Genomic DNA, 18247 nt, shown 5'->3' with positions numbered 1-18247 from the left:
CAGAGAGTTGAGAAGGGGGCAGAGCAGTTTGGTAACCGCTTGGTAACTACGCCAATTCTAGCGGCCCCCCACGGGCAGCGGGATGGCAAAAGACAACCGATAACAAGTTTGCCAGTGGGTTTGGCTACCCGATACGCCGTTTTCGGGCGCAATTGGCTCAAATCTGCCCGCATGCACTTCGGCCACCCGACTGACAATTTTGTGGCCCAGGCCCAGCGCGTCCACCGGCTTGGCCTGGCCGCTGGCGGCCCCGGTGTCACATACCTGCAGCCAAGCCAATGCCGCGCTGTGGCCGGTCTGCACTTCGACTTCGGTGCCGCGCGGGGTATGGCGCAAGGCGTTTTCCACCAGGTTGCGCAACGCCAGCTCGACCAATACCGGGTGGCCGGACACCGCCGGCAGCGCATCACCGCTGACGCTGAGCACATGGCCGCTTTGCCAGGCGCTTTGGGCGTATTCGGCCACCACCCGCTGGGCCAGGGCCAGCAGGTCCACCGGCTCGGCCGATTCGGCCAGCTCAACCCGGCTGGTGCGGGCCAGCACCAGCAGCTGGTTCACCACCTCTCCGGCGCGCAGGGCATCGGCCTCCAGCTGCTGCAGGCTCTGCGCGCGCTCGGCCGGCGACAGCGGGCCTTGCAAGGCGCGCGCCAGCAGCGCCAGCGAGGCCAGGGGGGTACGCAGCTCGTGCGCCACCTCGTCGGCCAGCGAGCGCTCGCGCTGCAGCGCCGCCTGCTGGCGTTCGACCAGGATGTTGATGGCCGCCACCACCGCCTCGAACTCGGCGTGCGGATGCCGGGCCTGCAGGGTGCTGGCCTGGGCCACGTCCAGCGCATGCACGTCGGCCGACAGCAGGTGCAGCGGACGCAGGCCGCGCCGGATGGCCAGACCCAACGCCAGCGCCACCACCGGCAGCAGCCACAGGCCGGGCAAGGCCACCTGCTCGGCAATGTCCCAGGCCAGGTCGTCACGCTCGTCGACGCTCAGCAACACCATGACGCGGCGCGAACGCGCCGGGCCCTCGGCGTCCCAGCGGGCAAAGCTGCGCCAGCGCTCGGCCTGGGGGCCCAGCTCCAGGTCGGCAAAGCCTTCGCTCTGCGAAAACGGCGGCAATACCGCGGCCCCGGTATGGGTCAGCACCCGGCCCGCGGTATCCCAGACCACCACGCTCAGTGACTGCTGGTAGTCGTGGCTCTTGAGTTCGGCATAGCCCTCGGGTGCCGGCCGGGCGCCATTGGATAGGAAAACGCCGCCCTGCTGGTGCAGCAGCAAAGCGGACACGCTGGCCAGATGGCCGTCGGTGAGTTCGTCGGCCTCGTGCAGACCGGTCTGCACACCCACCGCCATGAAGCCGGCCCAGACCAGCAACAAAGCCCCCAGGGCCCAGACCAGCAGATGCCGGGTGAGTGAGCTGCCGCCGGGATTCATGCGGGCTCCTGCGGCACAAAGTAGCCGACGCCGCGCAAGGTGTGGATCATCTGGGAGCCGAGTTTTCTGCGCAGATGGTGGATATGCACCTCGATCGCATTGCTGTCCAGCAGCTGGTCGAAGCTGTACAGCGTGGTTTCAATCTGGGCCCGCGACAGGACCCGGCCACGGGCCTGCAGCAGGGCCAGCAAGACCGCGTATTCACGGCCCGATAGCGCCACCGGCTGCCCGGCCAGCTGTACCGCGCGGGTCGCAGGGTTCAGCACCAGATCGCCGCGGGTGATCAGCGGCTGGGCCCGGCCGGCCGAGCGGCGCAGCAGCGCGCGCATGCGGGCCTCCAGTTCGTCGGGGTCGAAGGGCTTGGTCACGTAGTCGTCGGCGCCTGAGTCCAGGCCTTCGATGCGCGAAGCCACAGCATCGCGCGCGGTCATGATCAGCACCGGGGTGTGGGCATCGGGCAGGCCGGCTGTATTGCCGCGCAGCTTGTGCAGCAGGCTGCTGCCATCGCCGTCGGGCAAGCCCAGGTCCAGCAACACCAGGTCGAAGGGCTCGACACGCAGCGCGCTCCAGGCATCGGCCAGGCTGCCCACCACATCCACGGCATAGCCGCGTTGGCGCAGGCCTACGTTGAGACCCAGCGCTATGCCTGTGTCGTCTTCTACTACCAAGATTCGCATGGGCTCTATTGTGCGGGGCATTGGACATTGGCAAGGCCTTAAGGATGGCTTAATGCGCGGCCCCAAGACTCGGCCCCCATGCAAAACGAAAAACAAGGGTGGGCCACCGTTCTGGCCCTGGGCGCGCTGCTCGCATGGGACACCTCGGGCTGGGATGTGCCGGTCGCTGCCTGGTTCGGCACGGCCCAGGGCTTTGCGCTGCGCGACGACTGGGTGATGAGCACGGTGTTCCACGAAGGCGGGCGCTTCCTGGCCTGGGCACTGGTGCTGGCACTGTGCGTTGGCGCGGTGCTGCCGTTCGGCCCGCTGCGCCGGCTCTCCACCGCCCGCCGCATCCAGCTGGCGGTGACGCCCATCGTCGGCGCGCTGGCGGTGTCCATCATCAAATCCACCAGTGCCAGCAGCTGCCCCTGGGACATGCATGTGTTCGGCGGCGTAGCCCAGCATGTATCGCACTGGCAGTGGACCACGCCCGACGGCGGCAGCGGCCATTGCTTCCCGGCCGGTCACGCCACGGCGGGCTTCTCTTTCCTGGGCGGCTATTTCGTCTACCTGGACCAGCCGCACATCGCCCGGCGCTGGCTGGTCGGTTCGCTGCTGGCGGGCACGGTGTTTGGCCTGGCCCAGCAGATGCGCGGCGCGCACTACACCAGCCACACGCTATGGAGCGCCTGGCTGTGCTGGACAGTGGCGTGGTTGGGGAATAAGTTACATCAACTCCTTGCAGGAGACCGCTATGCACGCGCCTGAATTACGGCGCTCTGCGCGCGGCCAAACCGGCCATGTCATTCTGCCCGGCCGCTGGTCCATGCGCTGGCGCACTCCCTCCCAACCCGGCTGGCACCCGCAGGCGGTAAGCGCTCTGCTGTGCCTATGGATGGCCAGCGTGGGCAATCTGGCCCTGTGGCAGGCGCTGCACCAGCTGGGCTCGCTGCAAGGCACGGCCGGGCTACGTCTAGCCCTCGGCCTGGGTGTGGGCATTGCCGCCTTGCTCGGCACCCTGGTGTCGCTGCTGACCCTGCTGGCGCCGCGCTGGCTGCTCAAGCCGGTGCTGACCCTGCTGCTACTGATGGCGGCCTTTGGTAGCTATTTCATGCAGAGCTATGGCATCGTGATCGATGCCACCATGCTGACCAATGCGCTGCAAACCGATGTGCGCGAAGTCACCGACCTCCTGCACTGGCGGCTGGCCCTGACCGTGTTCGGGCTGGCCGTAGTGCCGGCCTGGTGGCTCTGGCGACTGCAGGTGCGCTATCCGCAAGGGCTGAAGGCACAGCTCAAGAATGCTCTATTTTTAATAGCATTTGTCGCAGTATCTGTGGGCGCCACAGGCATTATTTTTCAGAATCTGGCGGGGCTGATGCGCAACCACACCCAGCTGCGCTACCTGATCAACCCGCTGAACAGCGTCTACGCCATGGGCCGGCTGGCCAAGCCCACCCAGCATGCGGGGCCTCTGCAACCGCTGGGCGAAGATGCCAAGCTGGCTGCAACCAACAGCCCCAGCGCCCGGCCTCCGCTGGTGGTACTGGTGCTGGGCGAAACAGCGCGCAGCGGCAACTTCGGCATCAACGGCTATGCCCGCAACACCACACCGCTGCTGCAGGCCCAGGCGCGCAACGGCCTGATGGTCAGCTATACCAACGCCTGGTCCTGCGGTACCAGCACCGCCGCATCCGTGCCCTGCATGTTCTCGCCGCTGGGCCGCGAAGCCTATGGCGCGCGGGACGCCGATACCGAAGGCCTGCTCGACGTGCTGCAGCATGCCGGCCTGGCCGTGCTGTGGGTGGACAACCAGGCCGGCTGCAAAGGCGTGTGCGACCGCGTGCCCAGCGCCAGCACCACCGGGGTGCCGGTGCCCGGCTTCTGCGACGGCAATGAATGCTTTGACGCGGTGATGCTGCACGGGCTGGAGCAGCGGATTGCGGCCTTGCCCGCCGCCGCCCGCGCCAAGGGCGTGGTGGTGGTACTGCACCAGATGGGCGGCCATGGTCCGGCCTACAGCCACCGCAGCCCGGCGGAGTTCAAGAAATTCGGCCCCGAATGCCTGAGCAGCGCGCTGCAGGAATGCAGCCAGGAGAGCATCACCAATGCCTACGACAACACCATCGTCTACACCGACTTTCTGCTGAATTCGGTGGTCCAGTGGCTGCAGACCCAGTCGGGCCAATGGGATACCGCCATGCAGTACGTGGCCGACCACGGCGAATCGCTAGGGGAGAACAATATCTACCTACACGGCCTGCCCTATTCGGTAGCGCCTGATGTGCAAAAGCATGTGCCGTGGATCACCTGGCTGTCGCCGGCCTTCACACAGCGCAGCGGCATCACGCCGGCCTGCCTGCAGCACAACGCCGCCGCGCGGATTTCGCACGACAACTTCTTCCACTCGGTGCTGGGATTGCTGGGGGTACAGACCGGGGTCTACCGCCCGGCGCTGGACATGTACCGCAGCTGCGCGGCAGGGGCCTGAACCGGCCAAGCTAGCGGCAGGGCGCCCCGGCCCTGCCATCAAGCAATGCCAGATCAGCCGACCTGGCAGATCTTCAGCATATTGGTGCCGCCGGGTGCGCCCATGGGCTCGCCACAGGTGATGGCGTAGATGTCGCCGCTTTGCACGATGCCGCGCTTGGTGAGATGGCGCTCAGCCTGCTCCAGCGCGGTATCACGGTCGCTGCTGGCGTCCATCAGCAAAGGCAGCACATTGCGGTACAGGCACATCTTGCGCTGGGTCGCCAGGCGTGGCGTCAGCGCGTAGATCGGCACGTGGATGCTGTGGCGGCTCATCCACAAGGCGGTGGAGCCGCTGTCGGTCATGGCCACGATGGCCTTGGCGCCCAGATGCTGGGCGGTGAACAAAGCGCCCATGGCGATGGACTGGTCGATACGGTCAAAGGTCTTGCCCTTGAAGTCGGCTTCCAGTTCGCCGAATTCGGCCTTCTCGGCTTCGCGGCAGATGTTGGCCATTTCCAGCACGGTTTCCAGCGGGAACTTGCCGGCAGCGGTTTCGGCGCTGAGCATCACGGCATCGGTGCCGTCGAGCACGGCATTCGCCACGTCGCTGACCTCGGCACGGGTGGGCACCGGGTTGGTGATCATGCTTTCCATCATCTGGGTGGCTGTGATCACCACCTTGTCGCTGGCGCGGGCCATACGGATCATGCGTTTTTGCAGCGCGGGCACGGCGGCATTGCCGACTTCCACCGCCAGGTCGCCACGCGCCACCATGATGCCGTCGCTGGCGTCCAGAATGGCTTGCAGGTTGGGGATGGCTTCGGCGCGTTCGATCTTGGCGATCAGGCCCGGCTTGTGGCGGTATTCGGCCGCGGCCACATTGCACAGCTGGCGCGCCATTTCCATGTCGGTGGCGTTCTTGGGAAAGCTCACGGCCACATAGTCGGACTGGAAGGACATGGCGGTCTTGATGTCGTCCATGTCCTTGGCGGTCAGCGCGGGAGCGGTCAGGCCGCCGCCTTGCTTGTTGATGCCCTTGTTGTTCGACAGCTCGCCGCCGAGCTTGACGATGGCGTGTACGGCCTCGCCGCGCACGGCTTCCACCACCATGACGATCAGGCCGTCGTTCAGCAGCAGTACGTCGCCGGCTTTGACTTCACGGGGGAGTTCTTTGTAGTCGAGGCCGACGGCGCCGATGTCACCCAGCTCGGTGCGCGCGGCATCGAGCACAAATTTCTGGCCGGGCTCCAGCATGACCTTGCCTTCGGCGAACTTGCCAACGCGGATCTTCGGGCCTTGCAGGTCGGCCATGATGGCCACTTCACGGCCAGCGCGCTTGGCGGCATCACGGACCATCATGGCCCGGTCGATATGGTCTTGTGCCTTACCGTGGCTGAAGTTCAAGCGCACGACATTGACGCCGGCCCGGATCATTTGCTCCAGCAACTCTGGGGTATTGGAGGCGGGGCCCAGGGTGGCGACAATTTTGGTGGCAAGGCGGGGCATGGAAAAGTCTCCGTTGTAATTTAGTTTCCATTTTTACACGAAAGCAGTTACCAAAAGGTTACAGGATGGGCTGGAAAACCCTCACCATAGCGCTGACATCGGCCCATGGTACAAAGTTACCACTGCCGCGCTATCCCACCAAGCTTTGATCTTGGTCAGAACCCTGAGGGGTCCGCCCGCATAGCATCGCGGCAGCTTATTGCGCACCCATGCCAAGCCAGAACCGGCTTCGCTAGGCAATTCACCTTCCTTCACCCGTGTTTTCGCCATGACATCTTTGATTGAACCGCGCGCCGCGGAGCCCTTGCCACTGGCGCTCGACGCCCCCCTGCCACACCGCAAGGTGATCCGCTCCTGGCTGATCCCGCTGGCCCAGCGCACCACGCTGCGGGCTCTGCTGCTGTTGGCTTTTGACTACGCTTTGCTGTTGTCCCTGCTCAGCGCTACGGTATTGCTGGCCCCAGCCTGGGCCAAGCTGCTGTGCGGGCTGGCCGCAGGCTTTGTCATCGGCCGGCTGTTCATCATCGGCCACGACGGCTGCCACCAGAGCCTGACGCCGCACCGCCGGCTGAACAAATGGCTGGGCCGCATCGCCTTTCTGCCCTCGCTCACCGCCTACAGCCTATGGGATGTGGGCCACAACGTGGTGCACCACGGCTTCACCAACCTCAAGGGTGTGGACTTCGTCTGGGCGCCGCTGACGCCCGACGAATACCAGGCCTTGTCGCCGCCGCGCCGGGCCATGGAGCGGGTCTACCGCAGCGGCTGGGCGCCGGGCCTGTACTACATGGTGGAGATCTGGTGGCGCCGCATGTTCTTCCCCAGCCAATCAAGCATGGGCACGCAGCGCCCGATCTTCACCTGGGACTGCGTGCTGATTTCGGGCTACGGCCTGCTCTGGCTGGCGGCGCTGGCCGCAGCCGCACTGTCCACCGGGCAATCGGTGCTGCTGCTGCTGGCCACCGGCTTTGTCGTACCGCTGCTGTTCTGGTTCGCCATGATCGGTTTCGTGGTCTATGTACACCACACCCACGTCAAGGTGTCCTGGCACGCCGAGCGCAACGCCTGGGCGCGGGCCCAGCCCTTTGTGTCGACCACGGTACACCTGACCTTCCCGCTCCAGATCGGCGCGCTGCTGCACCACATCATGGAGCACACTGCCCACCACGTGGACATGAGCATCCCGCTGTACCGGCTCAAGGAAGCGCAGAAGAAGCTGGAAGAGCTGCTGCCCGAGCGCATCATCATCCAGCCGTTCTCCTGGCGCTGGTATTTTGACACCGCGCGCAGTTGCAAGCTGTACGACTTCAGCCGCAGTTGCTGGACCGACTTTGCGGGCCGCGCCACCAGCACGCCCAAACCCCAGGCGGCCTAACACCCGCATTCTTGACCTGGCGCAAACGCGGCCACCCGGCCGCTTGATCCGGCGCAAACTGTCGCAGGCCAGGGTCTTTTGTAATCGAATGCATGGGAATGTTCCCATGTATCCGATGGAAAAAGACCATGAAAAAATCCCTGCTGGCCGCCGCACTGTGTGTACTGGTGTCGGCCTCCGCATACGCCCAATCCACCGCAGAAGGCCCCTGGCTGGTACGGGCCCGCGCCGTGCACCTGGACAGCGCCAACGGCGACACCACGCCACTGGCCTTGAGCATCAACAACAAGTGGCTGCCCGAGCTGGACATCAGCTACTTCTTCACCCCACAGATCGCAGCAGAACTGGTGTTGACCGTGCCGCAGAAACAAACCCTGAGCGCTGGCGGCACGCCCATCGGCAGCTTCAAACACCTGCCGCCCACCTTGACCGTGCAGTACCACTTCCAGGCCAACGGCTTCAAGCCCTATGTGGGCGCGGGCCTGAACTACACCCGGATCAGCGCGGCCAACCTGCCGGCTGGCGTTAGCGTGGACCGCAACAGCTTTGGCCCGGCACTGCAGGCGGGCGTGGACATCCCCCTGGCCAAAAACCTGTACTTCAACCTGGACGTGAAGAAGGTCTACATCCGCACCGATGTCGCCGCAGGCGGCGCCAAGCTGGGCACCTTCAAGGTAGATCCCGTCCTGTTCGGCATAGGCCTGGGCTGGCGCTTCTAAACAAAAAAAGCGCCGGGTTCGGCGCTTTTTTCATCGGGGATTCTGCAAGATGCTCAGGCTATCAAGGCTTCCCGCGCATCCGAACAAGACTCGCCGCCACAGCCCTGGATGGGTGTCGCAGGCAGCGCGTCCGGGATGGTGATGAGCCCAGTCAGCGGGTCAAAACCCACCCGACGCACATGCAAGGCCAGCGCCGCGTCCATGCTCTGCGCATGCTGCAGAAACCAGGGCCCGAGTTCAGAGGCCATGGCCCGGATGCATGGCAGATCGCCCGCCTGGCCCCGCGCAGCGCCTTCGCGCATCACGTCCAACACCACTTTGTGCTGCATGCTGTGGCAATTGACCGAGGCAAACCGGGTCGCCTGCATCCAACGGTCTTCTTGACCGAAGTGGGCTTCGGTATGCACGACCAGCTGCTGCCACAGCCGCAGCAGATCGGCATCCGGCGCGGCTCCGACACCGGCCAGCAAGTCCACGAACTCACGGTGGGTGTCGTCCATACACGCCAAGTCCAAGGACAAGGCGTCCGACCATTCCAGCAAAGCCATACGATTTCTCCTGAAGTTGCTCAGGAGCGTAGCGGCCGTTGGGCGACCCGCCCTTGATGCAGATCAGGCCGCAGCGCGCTTTTGCAGAATCTCGAACGCGGGCAGGGTTTTGCCTTCCAGGATTTCCAGGAAAGCGCCACCGCCGGTGGAGATGTAGCCCACTTGCTTTTCAATGCCATATTTGGCGATGGCGGCCAGTGTGTCTCCGCCACCCGCTATAGAAAACGCAGCGCTTTCGGCGATCGCGCGGGCAATGGTTTCGGTGCCATGGGCAAAGGCGTCGAACTCGAACACGCCCACCGGGCCGTTCCAGACGATGGTGCCGGCCGACTTCAGCTGGGTTGCCAGCGCCGCCGCGGTTTGCGGGCCAATGTCCAGGATCAGGTCGTCGTCGGCCACGTCGGTCGCCGCCTTGACGGTGGCTACCGCATCGGCGGCAAAGGACTTGGCGGTCACCACATCGGTGGGGATCGGCACGGCCGCGCCGCGGGCTTTCATCGCCTCGATGACGGCCTTGGCCTGGTCGACCAGGTCGGCTTCGGCCAGCGATTTGCCGATCTTCAGACCGGCCGCCAGCATGAAGGTGTTGGCAATGCCGCCGCCGACGATCAGCTGGTCGACCTTCTCGGCCAGGCTCTTCAGGATGGTCAGCTTGGTCGATACCTTGGAGCCGGCGACGATGGCCACCAGCGGGCGCTGCGGATGGGCCAAGGCCTTGGTGATGGCATCGATCTCGGCCGCCAACAAGGGGCCGGCGCTGGCGATCTTGGCGTATTCGGCGATGCCGTAGGTCGTGCCTTCGGCGCGGTGGGCGGTGCCGAACGCGTCGTTCACAAAGATGTCGCACAGCGCGGCCATCTTCTTCGCCAGCTCAGGGCTGTTCTTCTTCTCGCCGACATTCACGCGGCAGTTTTCCAGCAGCACGACCTGGCCGGGCGCAACCGTCACGCCATCGACCCAGTTGGCCACCAGCGGCACATCGCGGCCCAGCAGCTCACCCAGGCGCTTGGCGACCGGCGCCAGCGAGTCTTCGGGCTTGAACGCGCCCTCAGAAGGGCGGCCCAGGTGCGAGGTCACCATCACCGCCGCGCCAGCGTCCAGCGCCATCTGGATGCAGGGCACGGAGGCTCGGATGCGGGTGTCTTCGGTGATGGCACCGGCGTCGTCCTGCGGCACGTTGAGGTCGGCGCGGATGAAAACGCGTTGGCCCTGGGCTTTGCCCTGGGCGCACAGATCGGAGAAGCGGATGACGTTCATGGCGGTGTCTCGGTAGATGGGTGGGATGGTCAACCCACCATTCTAGAAGTGCCGAGTTACCAACCCCAACCAAGATGCAACGGCAGGTACACCAGCATGCCGGCGACGATGGTCAGAAGCACATCGCGGCGCCAGAAGTACACCAGTGCACCGACAGCAGCGCCGAACAGGCGCGCGTCCATCCAGGTGGTCAGCAGCTGGCCCTGGGTCATCAGCACCTCGGGCAGCACCACGGCCGACAAGGCGGCAATTGGCGCGTACTGCAGGCCGCGCTGGGCCCAGTGCGGCAGGCCGGCGGATTTGCGGCTCAGGAAGAAAAAGCAGCGTGTCAGCACCGTGATCAACGCCAGGCCGATGATCAGCGCTACGGTGTGCAGGTCGGTGCTGCCGTTCATTCCGTGCGCTCCTTGCCGGGCGCCGGGCGCAGCTTCTCGGTGCCCATACAGGCCAGCACCGCCACCGCAATCGCCACCACGATGTTCAGCTTGAATGGCAGCTGGTAGGCCACGATGGCCGCCACCGCCGCCACCGCCGCCGACAGCAGCCGCAGCCGCGTGCTGGCCAGCGAACACAGAATGCCGATCAGGCACAAGATGCCGGCAAAGCCCAGGCCCCAGGTGGTGGGAATGAAGTTGGCCAGCACCACGCCGGTGATGCTGATGGGCATCCAGCTGATCCAGGTGGCGGTATTGCTGCCGGCCAGATAGGCCTCCTGGGCGTTGCGCGCCTCCGGGGTGTCGCCCGGGTGCGGGAAGCGCTTGGTAAACATCACATAGGTCAAATCGGTGGTCAGGTAGCCATGGCTGATGCGCTCCAGCCAGGGCAGGTGCATCAGGTAGGGCCGCAGGTGCAGACTGAACACCACGAAGCGCAGGTTTACGCAAAAGGCGGTGGCCAGGATCACCCAGGCCGGCGCGCCGGCAATCATCAGCGGCGTGGCGGCCAGCTGCGAGCTGCCGGCAAACACCGTCAAGGTCATCAGCAGTGCAGCACCCAGGCCCATGCCCGAATTGGCCATGGCCACGCCGGTCATCAGGCCCCAGGCCGCCATGCCGGGCGCTTGTGGCCACATCTCGGCGGCGCCGATGCGGAACTCAGGGTGGATGCGGTTAGCGCGCTTCAGGAACATCGGCTGTGCCTTCCAACACCATGCCGGGCTGCAGATCGCAGCCGCGCAGGAAATCAGCCACCGCCAGGCGCTTGCCACCCGGGCGCTGCACCAGCTCGATGTTTACTATCGAATCCATAGCTGCCACCGCAATGTAGTCCAGCGCCAGAGCCACAATCGATCCACAAACCGCACCGACTGGCGGCTGGGCCTCCGACACGCTGGCGGCCCAGACTTTCAGGCTGTCGCCGGCCAACTGGGTGGCGGCACCGGGAAACGGATTGAAAGCCCGGATGCGGCGCACGATGGTTTGGGCGCTTTGGCTCCAGTCGATGGCGGCTTCGCGCTTTTCGATCTTGTGGGCGTAGCAAATGCCTTCGGCCGGCTGCGGCACAGGCACCAGGCTGTCCAGCTGGGCCAGGGTCTGCACCACCAAACGGCCACCCAGGGCGGCCAGCTTGTCGTGCAGGCTGCCGGTGGTGTCGGTAGGAGCGATCGGCAGCGACTCCACCAGCAGCGTGTCGCCCGTGTCCAGACCGGCATCCATCTGCATGATGGCCACGCCGGTCTCTGTGTCGCCGGCCTCAATCGCCCGGTGGATGGGGGCAGCACCGCGCCAGCGCGGCAGCAGGCTGGCGTGGATGTTCAGGCAGCCGCGCGGCGGCAGGTCCAACACCCACTGCGGCAGGATCAGGCCGTAGGCCACAACCACCATCACATCGGCGCGGGCAGCTTGCAGAGCGGCCTGGGCCGCGGCCGCGTCTTCGGGGTATTTGCCGTCCAAGCGCAGGCTGCGCGGCTGGGCCACGGGAATATTGTGGGCCAGCGCATGCTGCTTGACCGGCGAGGCCTGCAGCTTCATGCCGCGGCCAGCGGGCCGGTCCGGCTGGGTCAGGACTAAAACAATCTCGTGGCCGGCCGCCTGCAGCTGGGCCAAGGCGACCTGGGCGAACTCCGGCGTGCCCGCAAAAATGACGCGCATCAAGCCACGTCCGCTTTGCCCATGGCGCGGCGCGTCTTGAGCATCTTGCTTTTGATACGGTTGCGTTTCAGCGGCGACAGGTATTCAACGAACACCTTGCCCAGCAAGTGGTCCATCTCGTGCTGCACGCAGATGGCCAGCAGACCCTCGGCCTCCAGGGTGCGCGACTGGCCCTCGCCATCGAGTGCGCTCACGCGGATCTGGGTGGAGCGCTCCACACCATCGTAAATGCCGGGCACCGACAGGCAGCCTTCGTCGTTCAGCACCCGCTCTTCGCTGGCCCACAGGATCTCGGGGTTGATCAGCACCAGCGGCGCATTGCGCTCCTCGGACACGTCAATCACCACCAGGCGCTCGTGCACGTCTACCTGGGTTGCCGCCAGGCCGATGCCGTTGGCCTCGTACATGGTCTCCAGCATGTCGGCAATCAGGCCCTGGATGCGCGCATCCACCGCCTTGACCGGTCGTGCTAAGGTGTGCAGCTTGGGATCTGGATATTGAAGAATTGAAAGTAGCGCCATGGAGTCTCACCGAAAATGTCGAGCGCGTACGCAACTCCCGAGAGAAGAGCTTCCAGCCCTTTTCTCGTAAGTTGCGTACGCTGTGTGTCTCTATTTTCGCTACTTTTGCGCCGGCATAAATGGGCCGGGGCCAATATTCGTTGCCCAACCAGGGGCTTGGGCGCAGAATCGCGCGTAATTTGTCTTTAGTTTTCCGTCGAATCAGCGTCCTGTACAGGACCGGGCAGCGGTAGCCCCGGCGGGTATTTGTGGTGCAACCAAATATGAAATACATGATGGCGGGAGTGGGTACACGTTGGGCTATCGCATCGGCGTGCGCCGCTCTCATGGGCGGCTTGTACGTCCCTGCAGCGCTGGCCCAGAATTACCCGATCAGCCCAGCCCAGCAGGCCACTGCCAGCCAGGTCGCCCAGAACGGCGTGCCGCTGAGCGATCTCGCACCCAATGCCCCCGACCGCTATACAGTCAAGTCCGGCGACACGTTGTGGGCGATTTCCGGCCTGTTCCTGACCTCCCCCTGGCGCTGGCCCGAGCTCTGGGGCATGAACCAGCAGGAAGTGCAGAACCCGCACCGCATCTACCCCGGCCAGGAGCTGCGGCTGGTCAAGAAAGACGGCCGCGCCATGCTGATGGCCGGCCAGGCCCAGCCAAACGACGGACTGCGTACCGTGCGCATGTCGCCGCGCACCCGCATCGAAAACCTGGGCGACAACGCCCTGCCCACGCTGCAGACCAATCTGATCGAGCCCTTCCTGGCCGAGCCGCTGATCGTCGACGAAAACACCTTGGCACTGGCGCCGCGCATTGTTGCCACACCGGAAGACCGCATCCTGCTGAGCCGCGGCGACCGCGCCTATGTACGCGGGCCACTCGAAGCACCGTTGCTCGACGAAAAAGGCAAGCCCTGGAACTTCCGCGTGATGCGCAAGGCCACGCCGCTGCGAGACCCGATCACCAAGGAAGTGCTGGGCTATGAAACCCAGTACGTCGGCAAGGTGGTGCTGGTCAAGGGCGAAAGCCGCCAGCTGTCGGGCGCGGTCGACAAGAACGGCCAGCCGCTGATGGACATCGTGCCGGCCAGCGTTGACGTCCAGTCGATCAAGGAAGAAATCAGCATCGGTGACCGCCTGCTGCCCGAACCCGAGCGCGAGCTGCTGAACTTCGTGCCACGGGCGCCGGCGCAAAACGTCGACGCGCGCATCGTTTCGGTCTACGGCAGCACCTCCATCGTCAATGCCGCCCAGTACCAGATCGTGGTGATCAACAAGGGCACGCGCGATGGCATCGAGCGCGGCCATGTGCTGTCGCTGCTGTCCGCCGGGCCCAGCATGGTCGACACCACCGACGTCCCCAAAACCCGCATCAAGCTGCCGGACGAGCAAAACGGCCTGCTGATGGTGTTCCGCCCGTTCGAACGCCTGTCCTACGGACTGATCCTGGAAATCAAGACCGGCGTCAAGGTGGGCGACCGCCTGACCACGCCACCGCGCTAAACCGCATCGGTCCCAGCGCATGGAGCGCGACGAACTCGCCGCCTGGCTGCAGCTGCTGCTGACGCCGGGCATAGGCAACGAAGCCGCCCGGCGCCTGCTGGCGGCCTTCGGGCTGCCACAAGCGGTGTTTGCGCAGTCCCAGGCCTCGCTGCAGCAAGTCGTCCCCCCTGCCTATGCCAGCGCGTTGCTGCAAACGCCGCCCGAGCTGGCCGTGCATCTGGAGGCCACTGCCCAGTGGCTGGCGCAGGCCGAGGCCGCACCGCGCAGCCTGATCACCCTGGGCGACGCCCGCTACCCCACCTCTTTGCTGGCCATGGCCGACCCGCCGCTGCTGCTGTTTGCGCTGGGCCGCATCGACCTGTGGCAGGCCGACAACAGCCAGAACATCGCGATTGTCGGCAGCCGCAACCCGACACCGCAGGGCGAGGCCAATGCCCGGCAGTTCGCCAAAGCCTGCGCCCAGGCCGGCTTGACCGTGGTGTCCGGCCTGGCGCTGGGCGTGGACAGCGCGGCCCACCAGGGCGCACTGGAAGGCGCCGCTGCCGGGCAGTTGGCGACCATCGCCTTCGTCGGCACCGGCCTGGACCGCGTCTACCCCAAGCGCAACCTGGCCCTGGCGCACCAGATCGCCTCGCACGGCCTGCTGCTCAGCGAATACCTGCTCGGCACCCCGCCGCTGCCGGGCAACTTTCCCAAGCGCAACCGGCTGATCGCCGGCCTGGCCCAGGGCACGCTGGTGGTAGAGGCGGCCCTGCAATCGGGCTCGTTGATCACGGCCCGGCTGGCCTCGGAACAAGGCAAGGAGGTGTTCGCCATCCCCGGCTCGATCCACGCGCCCCAGGCCCGCGGCTGCCATGCGCTGATCAAGCAAGGCGCCAAACTGGTGGAGAACATCCAGGATGTACTGGACGAGCTGCAACTGCAAAGCACTACGGATTTGATAGCTGCTAGCGCAGATACAGAAAGCGCTGAAGGTCAAAATAATGCTGAAAACCCCCTGCTGATGGCACTCGGCTTCGACCCGGTCGGGCTGGATGCGCTGGTGGCCCGCACCGGCATCGCCCCGGCCCAGCTGCAGGTCCAGCTGCTGGAACTGGAGCTGGACAACCAGGTCGCACGCCTGCCCGGCGGCCTGTTCCAGCGTATGGGCCGGGCTTGATTTTTTAGCCCCGCCCCTGCCGCAGTTCTGCGCTATATTGGGGCCATGTTTGAAGTACTCGTCTACGTTTATGAAAACTACTGGAGAGGCGATGCCTGTCCCGAGCCCCAGCAACTGGGACGCAAATTAACGGCCGTCGGCTTCGAGGCCGATGAGATCCAGGAGGCCTTGCGCTGGCTCGACGGCCTGCACCTGGCCTCGCATAAGGCCGAACACAACCTCGAACCGCAGCTCGGCACCCCGCCCGCTCAGCCGGCCAGCAGCATGCTCGCCCTGCCCGCCACCGAGAGCCTGCGTGTCTACTCGGTAGCTGAACAAGACCACCTGGGCGCCGAATGCCTGGGCTTTGTGAGTTTTCTGGAAACCGCCGGGATTTTGGCCCCGAGCATGCGCGAAATCGTGCTCGACCGCGCGATGGCCGCCAACGGCAACCCTGTTACCCTGGACGACCTGAAGATCATCATCCTGATGGTTTACTGGAGTTTTGGCGAAGAGCCCGACGCCCTGGTGCTCGACGAGCTCTGCGACGACGCATCTGACCGCATCGCCCACTAAAGGCTTTTTACAAGCCTTTCAGGCCGCTGGCACACACGGAATGGGCGTGAGCAGCTACAAAAATCGTAGTATTTAAGCCAGCAAGCGCTCTGGATTCGCATCCAGCTTGGCCAGTGCGTCGCGGGTGGCACGCAGGGTCAGGGCTTCTTCTTCCTGCGGCACCAGCAGGCCGGCCTGCAAATAAGCGGCCAAGCGGCGCGCCTGGATCAGGTAGCTGCGGCCATCCATCGAGGCAAACAGATTCAGCTGCTTGCGGTCGCTGCGCCAGGCGAATTGCACGCGGTTGACCTGGCGGTTGTGGTCCAGCATGAACCAGTGGCCCAGCTGCAGCTCCTGGGCCCAGGCCTGCATGGCCTCGGTGGGCTTGGAGCCGCCATCGGCAATCACGTCGATGCTGGAGGCGTCCATGCCCAGCATCATCTCGATGTTTTCAGGGTCCAGCGGCAGGTCGCCCGCGTCTTCGTCGCTGAAGAAATCTTCCAGATTGGCCAGATGCGCGGCCATGGATTCGATGCGGGCCTGGGGAATCGCCTCGGTCTTGGACATGAAGGCATCGGCCAGCGTATCGCTAATGTGTTTGATGTGCAGCTCTTGCGCGGGCGTATCCAGCCCCAGCAAGCCCATGCCCTGGCGCAAACGCTGCAGCAGGGTGGGCAGGCTCTGGATCACCCGGGCCCGGTCGGCGCGGTTCGGCTTGGCGCTGGCCGACCAAACCAGCTCGGACGCGGCTTTCTTCAGGGCAATGGTGTCCTCGTGCTGCGGGCCGTTGCGCACCGCGGCCATGGCCAACACCTCGGCCCAGACCTTGTACAAGAATTCGCGGATCTCATCGCGCACCGGCATGTCCTTGAGCATGTTCCGCAGCTCAATGGTGTACTGGATCGCCAGGGTTTCCTTTTGCTCGACCTGCTGCGCCAGGCTGACCAGGCGCTGGGTGCTGCCTTTTTCGGTCAGGTACTTGGACAGGAACAGCACGAATTCGTCGTACACCAGCTGGAACACCCGGCGGCCGGTTTCGGGGTATTGCTCGATCACCTGCACCACGCGCCGGATCTCGTTCTCCATCGCGGTACCGCTGATCGCACTGGCGTCAAAGCCCATGACGCAGGAACCCATGCGGTCGATCAGCTGGCGCGCCGGATGGTCTACGGTGCTGAAAAACTCGGGTTCGGCCAAGGCCACGCGCAGCACCGGCAGCTGCAGCCGCGCAAACCAGACCCGTACCGACGGCGGAATCCGTTCTTCGGCCAGGATGCTCTGGAACATCAAGGCCACGATTTCGATGGTGGCTTTTTCGGCCGAGGTGGCAGCTTTTTGCTTGAGTTCGTTGGAACGCTCGCGCAACGCCACCGCAACCTGGGACACCTCGGCAGGGCTGTAGTCAAAGCGGTCGGTGTACACCACGCCGCCGCCCGGCATCGGGTCGGTATCGCCGCCATCGCGCTTGCGGGCGATCGCCCGGGCCAGCGCAGGCGACACCGGATGCTGCTCGGTCGCATCGAAATCGCTGACGTGGTCGCTCAGCATGCGTTTCAGATGGCCCATGACGCCCTGGGCCCGGCGCCGTGCCCGTGCCAGCGGCGTCGCCGCCGTCATCATGCGGGTTTCTTCGGCACTGTTTTGCTGCATGCGGGCCCGCTGGATGCGCTCTGCGGCGCCGATGCTCGAATCCTCGTAAGCAGAACCCGCACCGCGCAACGCACCGGTGCCGCCTGCTGGCGCACCAGCCCAGCCCGAATCCTCGCCACCCGGAGTCGGTTGCGGCTCCTTGGTGACGCGGGATGCGCCGGCTGTAGCCGCGCCAGCGGCATCGCTGCGCTTGACACGGGTACGCAAATCCACCGAGGGCATGACACCGCTGTTCACCAGCAAGGCATTGCCAGACTCATAGGCGGCCAGAATCTTGGTGCCCAGCTCGCGCTGCAGCACATCGGTGACCAAGGGCAGGATATTGCGCGCCAAACCTACAGTCGCCCATTGCTCGACCAGCGACAGCATCAGCACTTCCGGCCGCAGCGGGTCGTGGCTGTTCAATTCACCCGTGCCCTCCAGCAACTGGATGCGGGCGCACAGGTCGCCATAGACCTCGCCCAGCCGGTCCAGAATCGCCAGTGACAGGCGCGAAGCGAGGATTTTGTTCTCCACCACCTCGTCGCCCATCAGCTCGAACTGGGATACGCGGTAGTTTGCCGGTGCCGTCTGGGCCACGGGTAGCAAAGCCTTTTGCCAGGCCGCCATGGTGGCCTGCTCCCAGGTCCGGTTGTGCCGCTGGTAGGCGGTCCAGGCATCCTGGCGTTCGTGCATCTCGCGGGTGGTGCGCACTTCCTCCATCAGCGCCGTCAGGCGCCCGGCCACTGCCCGGTTGACGTCGCCCATGCCCTGCCCCACTTCGGATACGAAGCGCTCCCGCACCTTGCGGGCGAGTTGCAGATCAGAAGGAGAGGCAGTGGTGGCCATATGTCAGACGC

At 65.1% G+C, this 18247-nt stretch carries 17 protein-coding genes; 7 read left to right on the top strand and 10 right to left on the bottom strand.

All coding sequences use genetic code 11. The annotated features are described in order from the left end of the window. Positions 1-57 precede the first annotated feature (57 nt). Positions 58-1425 carry a histidine kinase dimerization/phospho-acceptor domain-containing protein gene (locus tag BLT66_RS09280; protein WP_092757402.1) on the bottom strand — a complete coding sequence of 456 codons (1368 nt, stop codon included), beginning with the start codon at positions 1423-1425 and terminating at the stop codon, positions 58-60. After that, positions 1422-2102, bottom strand: a complete 681-nt coding sequence (locus BLT66_RS09275; protein ID WP_092757401.1) for a response regulator — start codon at positions 2100-2102, stop codon at positions 1422-1424. Before BLT66_RS09275 ends, BLT66_RS09280 begins: the two co-directional genes overlap by 4 nt. 78 nt (positions 2103-2180) lie before the next feature. Between BLT66_RS09275 and BLT66_RS09270 the strand changes: the two genes are divergently transcribed. Next, complete coding sequence (locus BLT66_RS09270) at positions 2181-2852, top strand: phosphatase PAP2 family protein (RefSeq protein ID WP_092757400.1); 672 nt, start codon at positions 2181-2183, stop codon at positions 2850-2852. Next, complete coding sequence (locus BLT66_RS09265) at positions 2839-4575, top strand: phosphoethanolamine transferase (protein WP_255406853.1); 1737 nt, start codon at positions 2839-2841, stop codon at positions 4573-4575. Before BLT66_RS09270 ends, BLT66_RS09265 begins: the two co-directional genes overlap by 14 nt. 53 nt (positions 4576-4628) lie before the next feature. Here the strand turns inward: BLT66_RS09265 and pyk are convergent, their stop codons facing one another. Further along, complete coding sequence (gene pyk / locus BLT66_RS09260) at positions 4629-6062, bottom strand: pyruvate kinase (RefSeq protein WP_092757399.1); 1434 nt, start codon at positions 6060-6062, stop codon at positions 4629-4631. A gap of 268 nt (positions 6063-6330) precedes the next feature. Here pyk and BLT66_RS09255 point away from each other — a divergent pair, with 268 nt between their 5' ends. Both BLT66_RS09255 and BLT66_RS09250 read left to right on the top strand, forming a co-directional pair. After that, entirely contained in the window at positions 6331-7437 is a 1107-nt protein-coding gene (locus tag BLT66_RS09255; protein ID WP_092757398.1) for a fatty acid desaturase, read from the top strand. A 128-nt stretch (positions 7438-7565) separates the two neighbouring features. Continuing rightward, positions 7566-8156, top strand: coding sequence for an OmpW/AlkL family protein (locus BLT66_RS09250; protein WP_092757397.1), 591 nt, complete (start codon positions 7566-7568; stop codon positions 8154-8156). A 53-nt stretch (positions 8157-8209) separates the two neighbouring features. On the opposite strand, the gene BLT66_RS09245 is transcribed toward BLT66_RS09250, so the two are convergent. From BLT66_RS09245 to def, 6 genes are all read right to left on the bottom strand, one after another. After that, entirely contained in the window at positions 8210-8704 is a 495-nt protein-coding gene (locus BLT66_RS09245; protein ID WP_092757396.1) for a hemerythrin domain-containing protein, read from the bottom strand. 63 nt (positions 8705-8767) lie between these two features. Then, a complete protein-coding gene (locus BLT66_RS09240) occupies positions 8768-9961 on the bottom strand; it encodes a phosphoglycerate kinase (protein WP_092757850.1) in 1194 nt (397 codons plus the stop codon). A 56-nt stretch (positions 9962-10017) separates the two neighbouring features. After that, complete coding sequence (locus tag BLT66_RS09235) at positions 10018-10356, bottom strand: AzlD domain-containing protein (protein WP_092757395.1); 339 nt, start codon at positions 10354-10356, stop codon at positions 10018-10020. Then, positions 10353-11090, bottom strand: a complete 738-nt coding sequence (locus BLT66_RS09230; protein ID WP_092757394.1) for an AzlC family ABC transporter permease — start codon at positions 11088-11090, stop codon at positions 10353-10355. Before BLT66_RS09230 ends, BLT66_RS09235 begins: the two co-directional genes overlap by 4 nt. After that, positions 11071-12051 (bottom strand): methionyl-tRNA formyltransferase, encoded by a 981-nt coding sequence (fmt, locus tag BLT66_RS09225; RefSeq protein ID WP_092757393.1) that lies wholly within the window; start codon positions 12049-12051, stop codon positions 11071-11073. Before fmt ends, BLT66_RS09230 begins: the two co-directional genes overlap by 20 nt. Beyond that, positions 12051-12572: a peptide deformylase gene (def, locus tag BLT66_RS09220; RefSeq protein WP_092757392.1), complete on the bottom strand. Its 522-nt coding sequence runs from the start codon at positions 12570-12572 to the stop codon at positions 12051-12053. Before def ends, fmt begins: the two co-directional genes overlap by 1 nt. A 326-nt stretch (positions 12573-12898) precedes the next feature. Here def and BLT66_RS09215 point away from each other — a divergent pair, with 326 nt between their 5' ends. Genes BLT66_RS09215 through BLT66_RS09205 form a run of 3 tightly spaced genes read left to right on the top strand, consistent with a single transcriptional unit; the run spans position 12899 to position 15779 of the window. Continuing rightward, positions 12899-14065 (top strand): LysM peptidoglycan-binding domain-containing protein, encoded by a 1167-nt coding sequence (locus tag BLT66_RS09215; protein WP_255406852.1) that lies wholly within the window; start codon positions 12899-12901, stop codon positions 14063-14065. Between the two features lie 19 nt (positions 14066-14084). Further along, positions 14085-15224: a DNA-processing protein DprA gene (gene dprA / locus BLT66_RS09210; protein WP_092757391.1), complete on the top strand. Its 1140-nt coding sequence runs from the start codon at positions 14085-14087 to the stop codon at positions 15222-15224. A 45-nt stretch (positions 15225-15269) separates the two neighbouring features. Continuing rightward, positions 15270-15779: a Smg family protein gene (locus BLT66_RS09205; RefSeq protein WP_092757390.1), complete on the top strand. Its 510-nt coding sequence runs from the start codon at positions 15270-15272 to the stop codon at positions 15777-15779. A gap of 72 nt (positions 15780-15851) precedes the next feature. On the opposite strand, the gene BLT66_RS09200 is transcribed toward BLT66_RS09205, so the two are convergent. After that, on the bottom strand, positions 15852-18236 hold the full coding sequence (locus BLT66_RS09200; protein WP_092757389.1) for a DUF1631 family protein: 2385 nt from the start codon (positions 18234-18236) through the stop codon (positions 15852-15854). Between the last annotated feature and the right edge of the window lie 11 nt (positions 18237-18247).

Origin of the sequence: Rhodoferax sp. OV413, from assembly GCF_900104385.1 — a bacterium.
Classification (GTDB): Bacteria; Pseudomonadota; Gammaproteobacteria; order Burkholderiales; family Burkholderiaceae_C; genus Rhodoferax_B.
The sequence above is the reverse complement of the archived record's forward strand: the minus strand, read 5'-3'. Positions and strand labels throughout refer to the sequence as shown.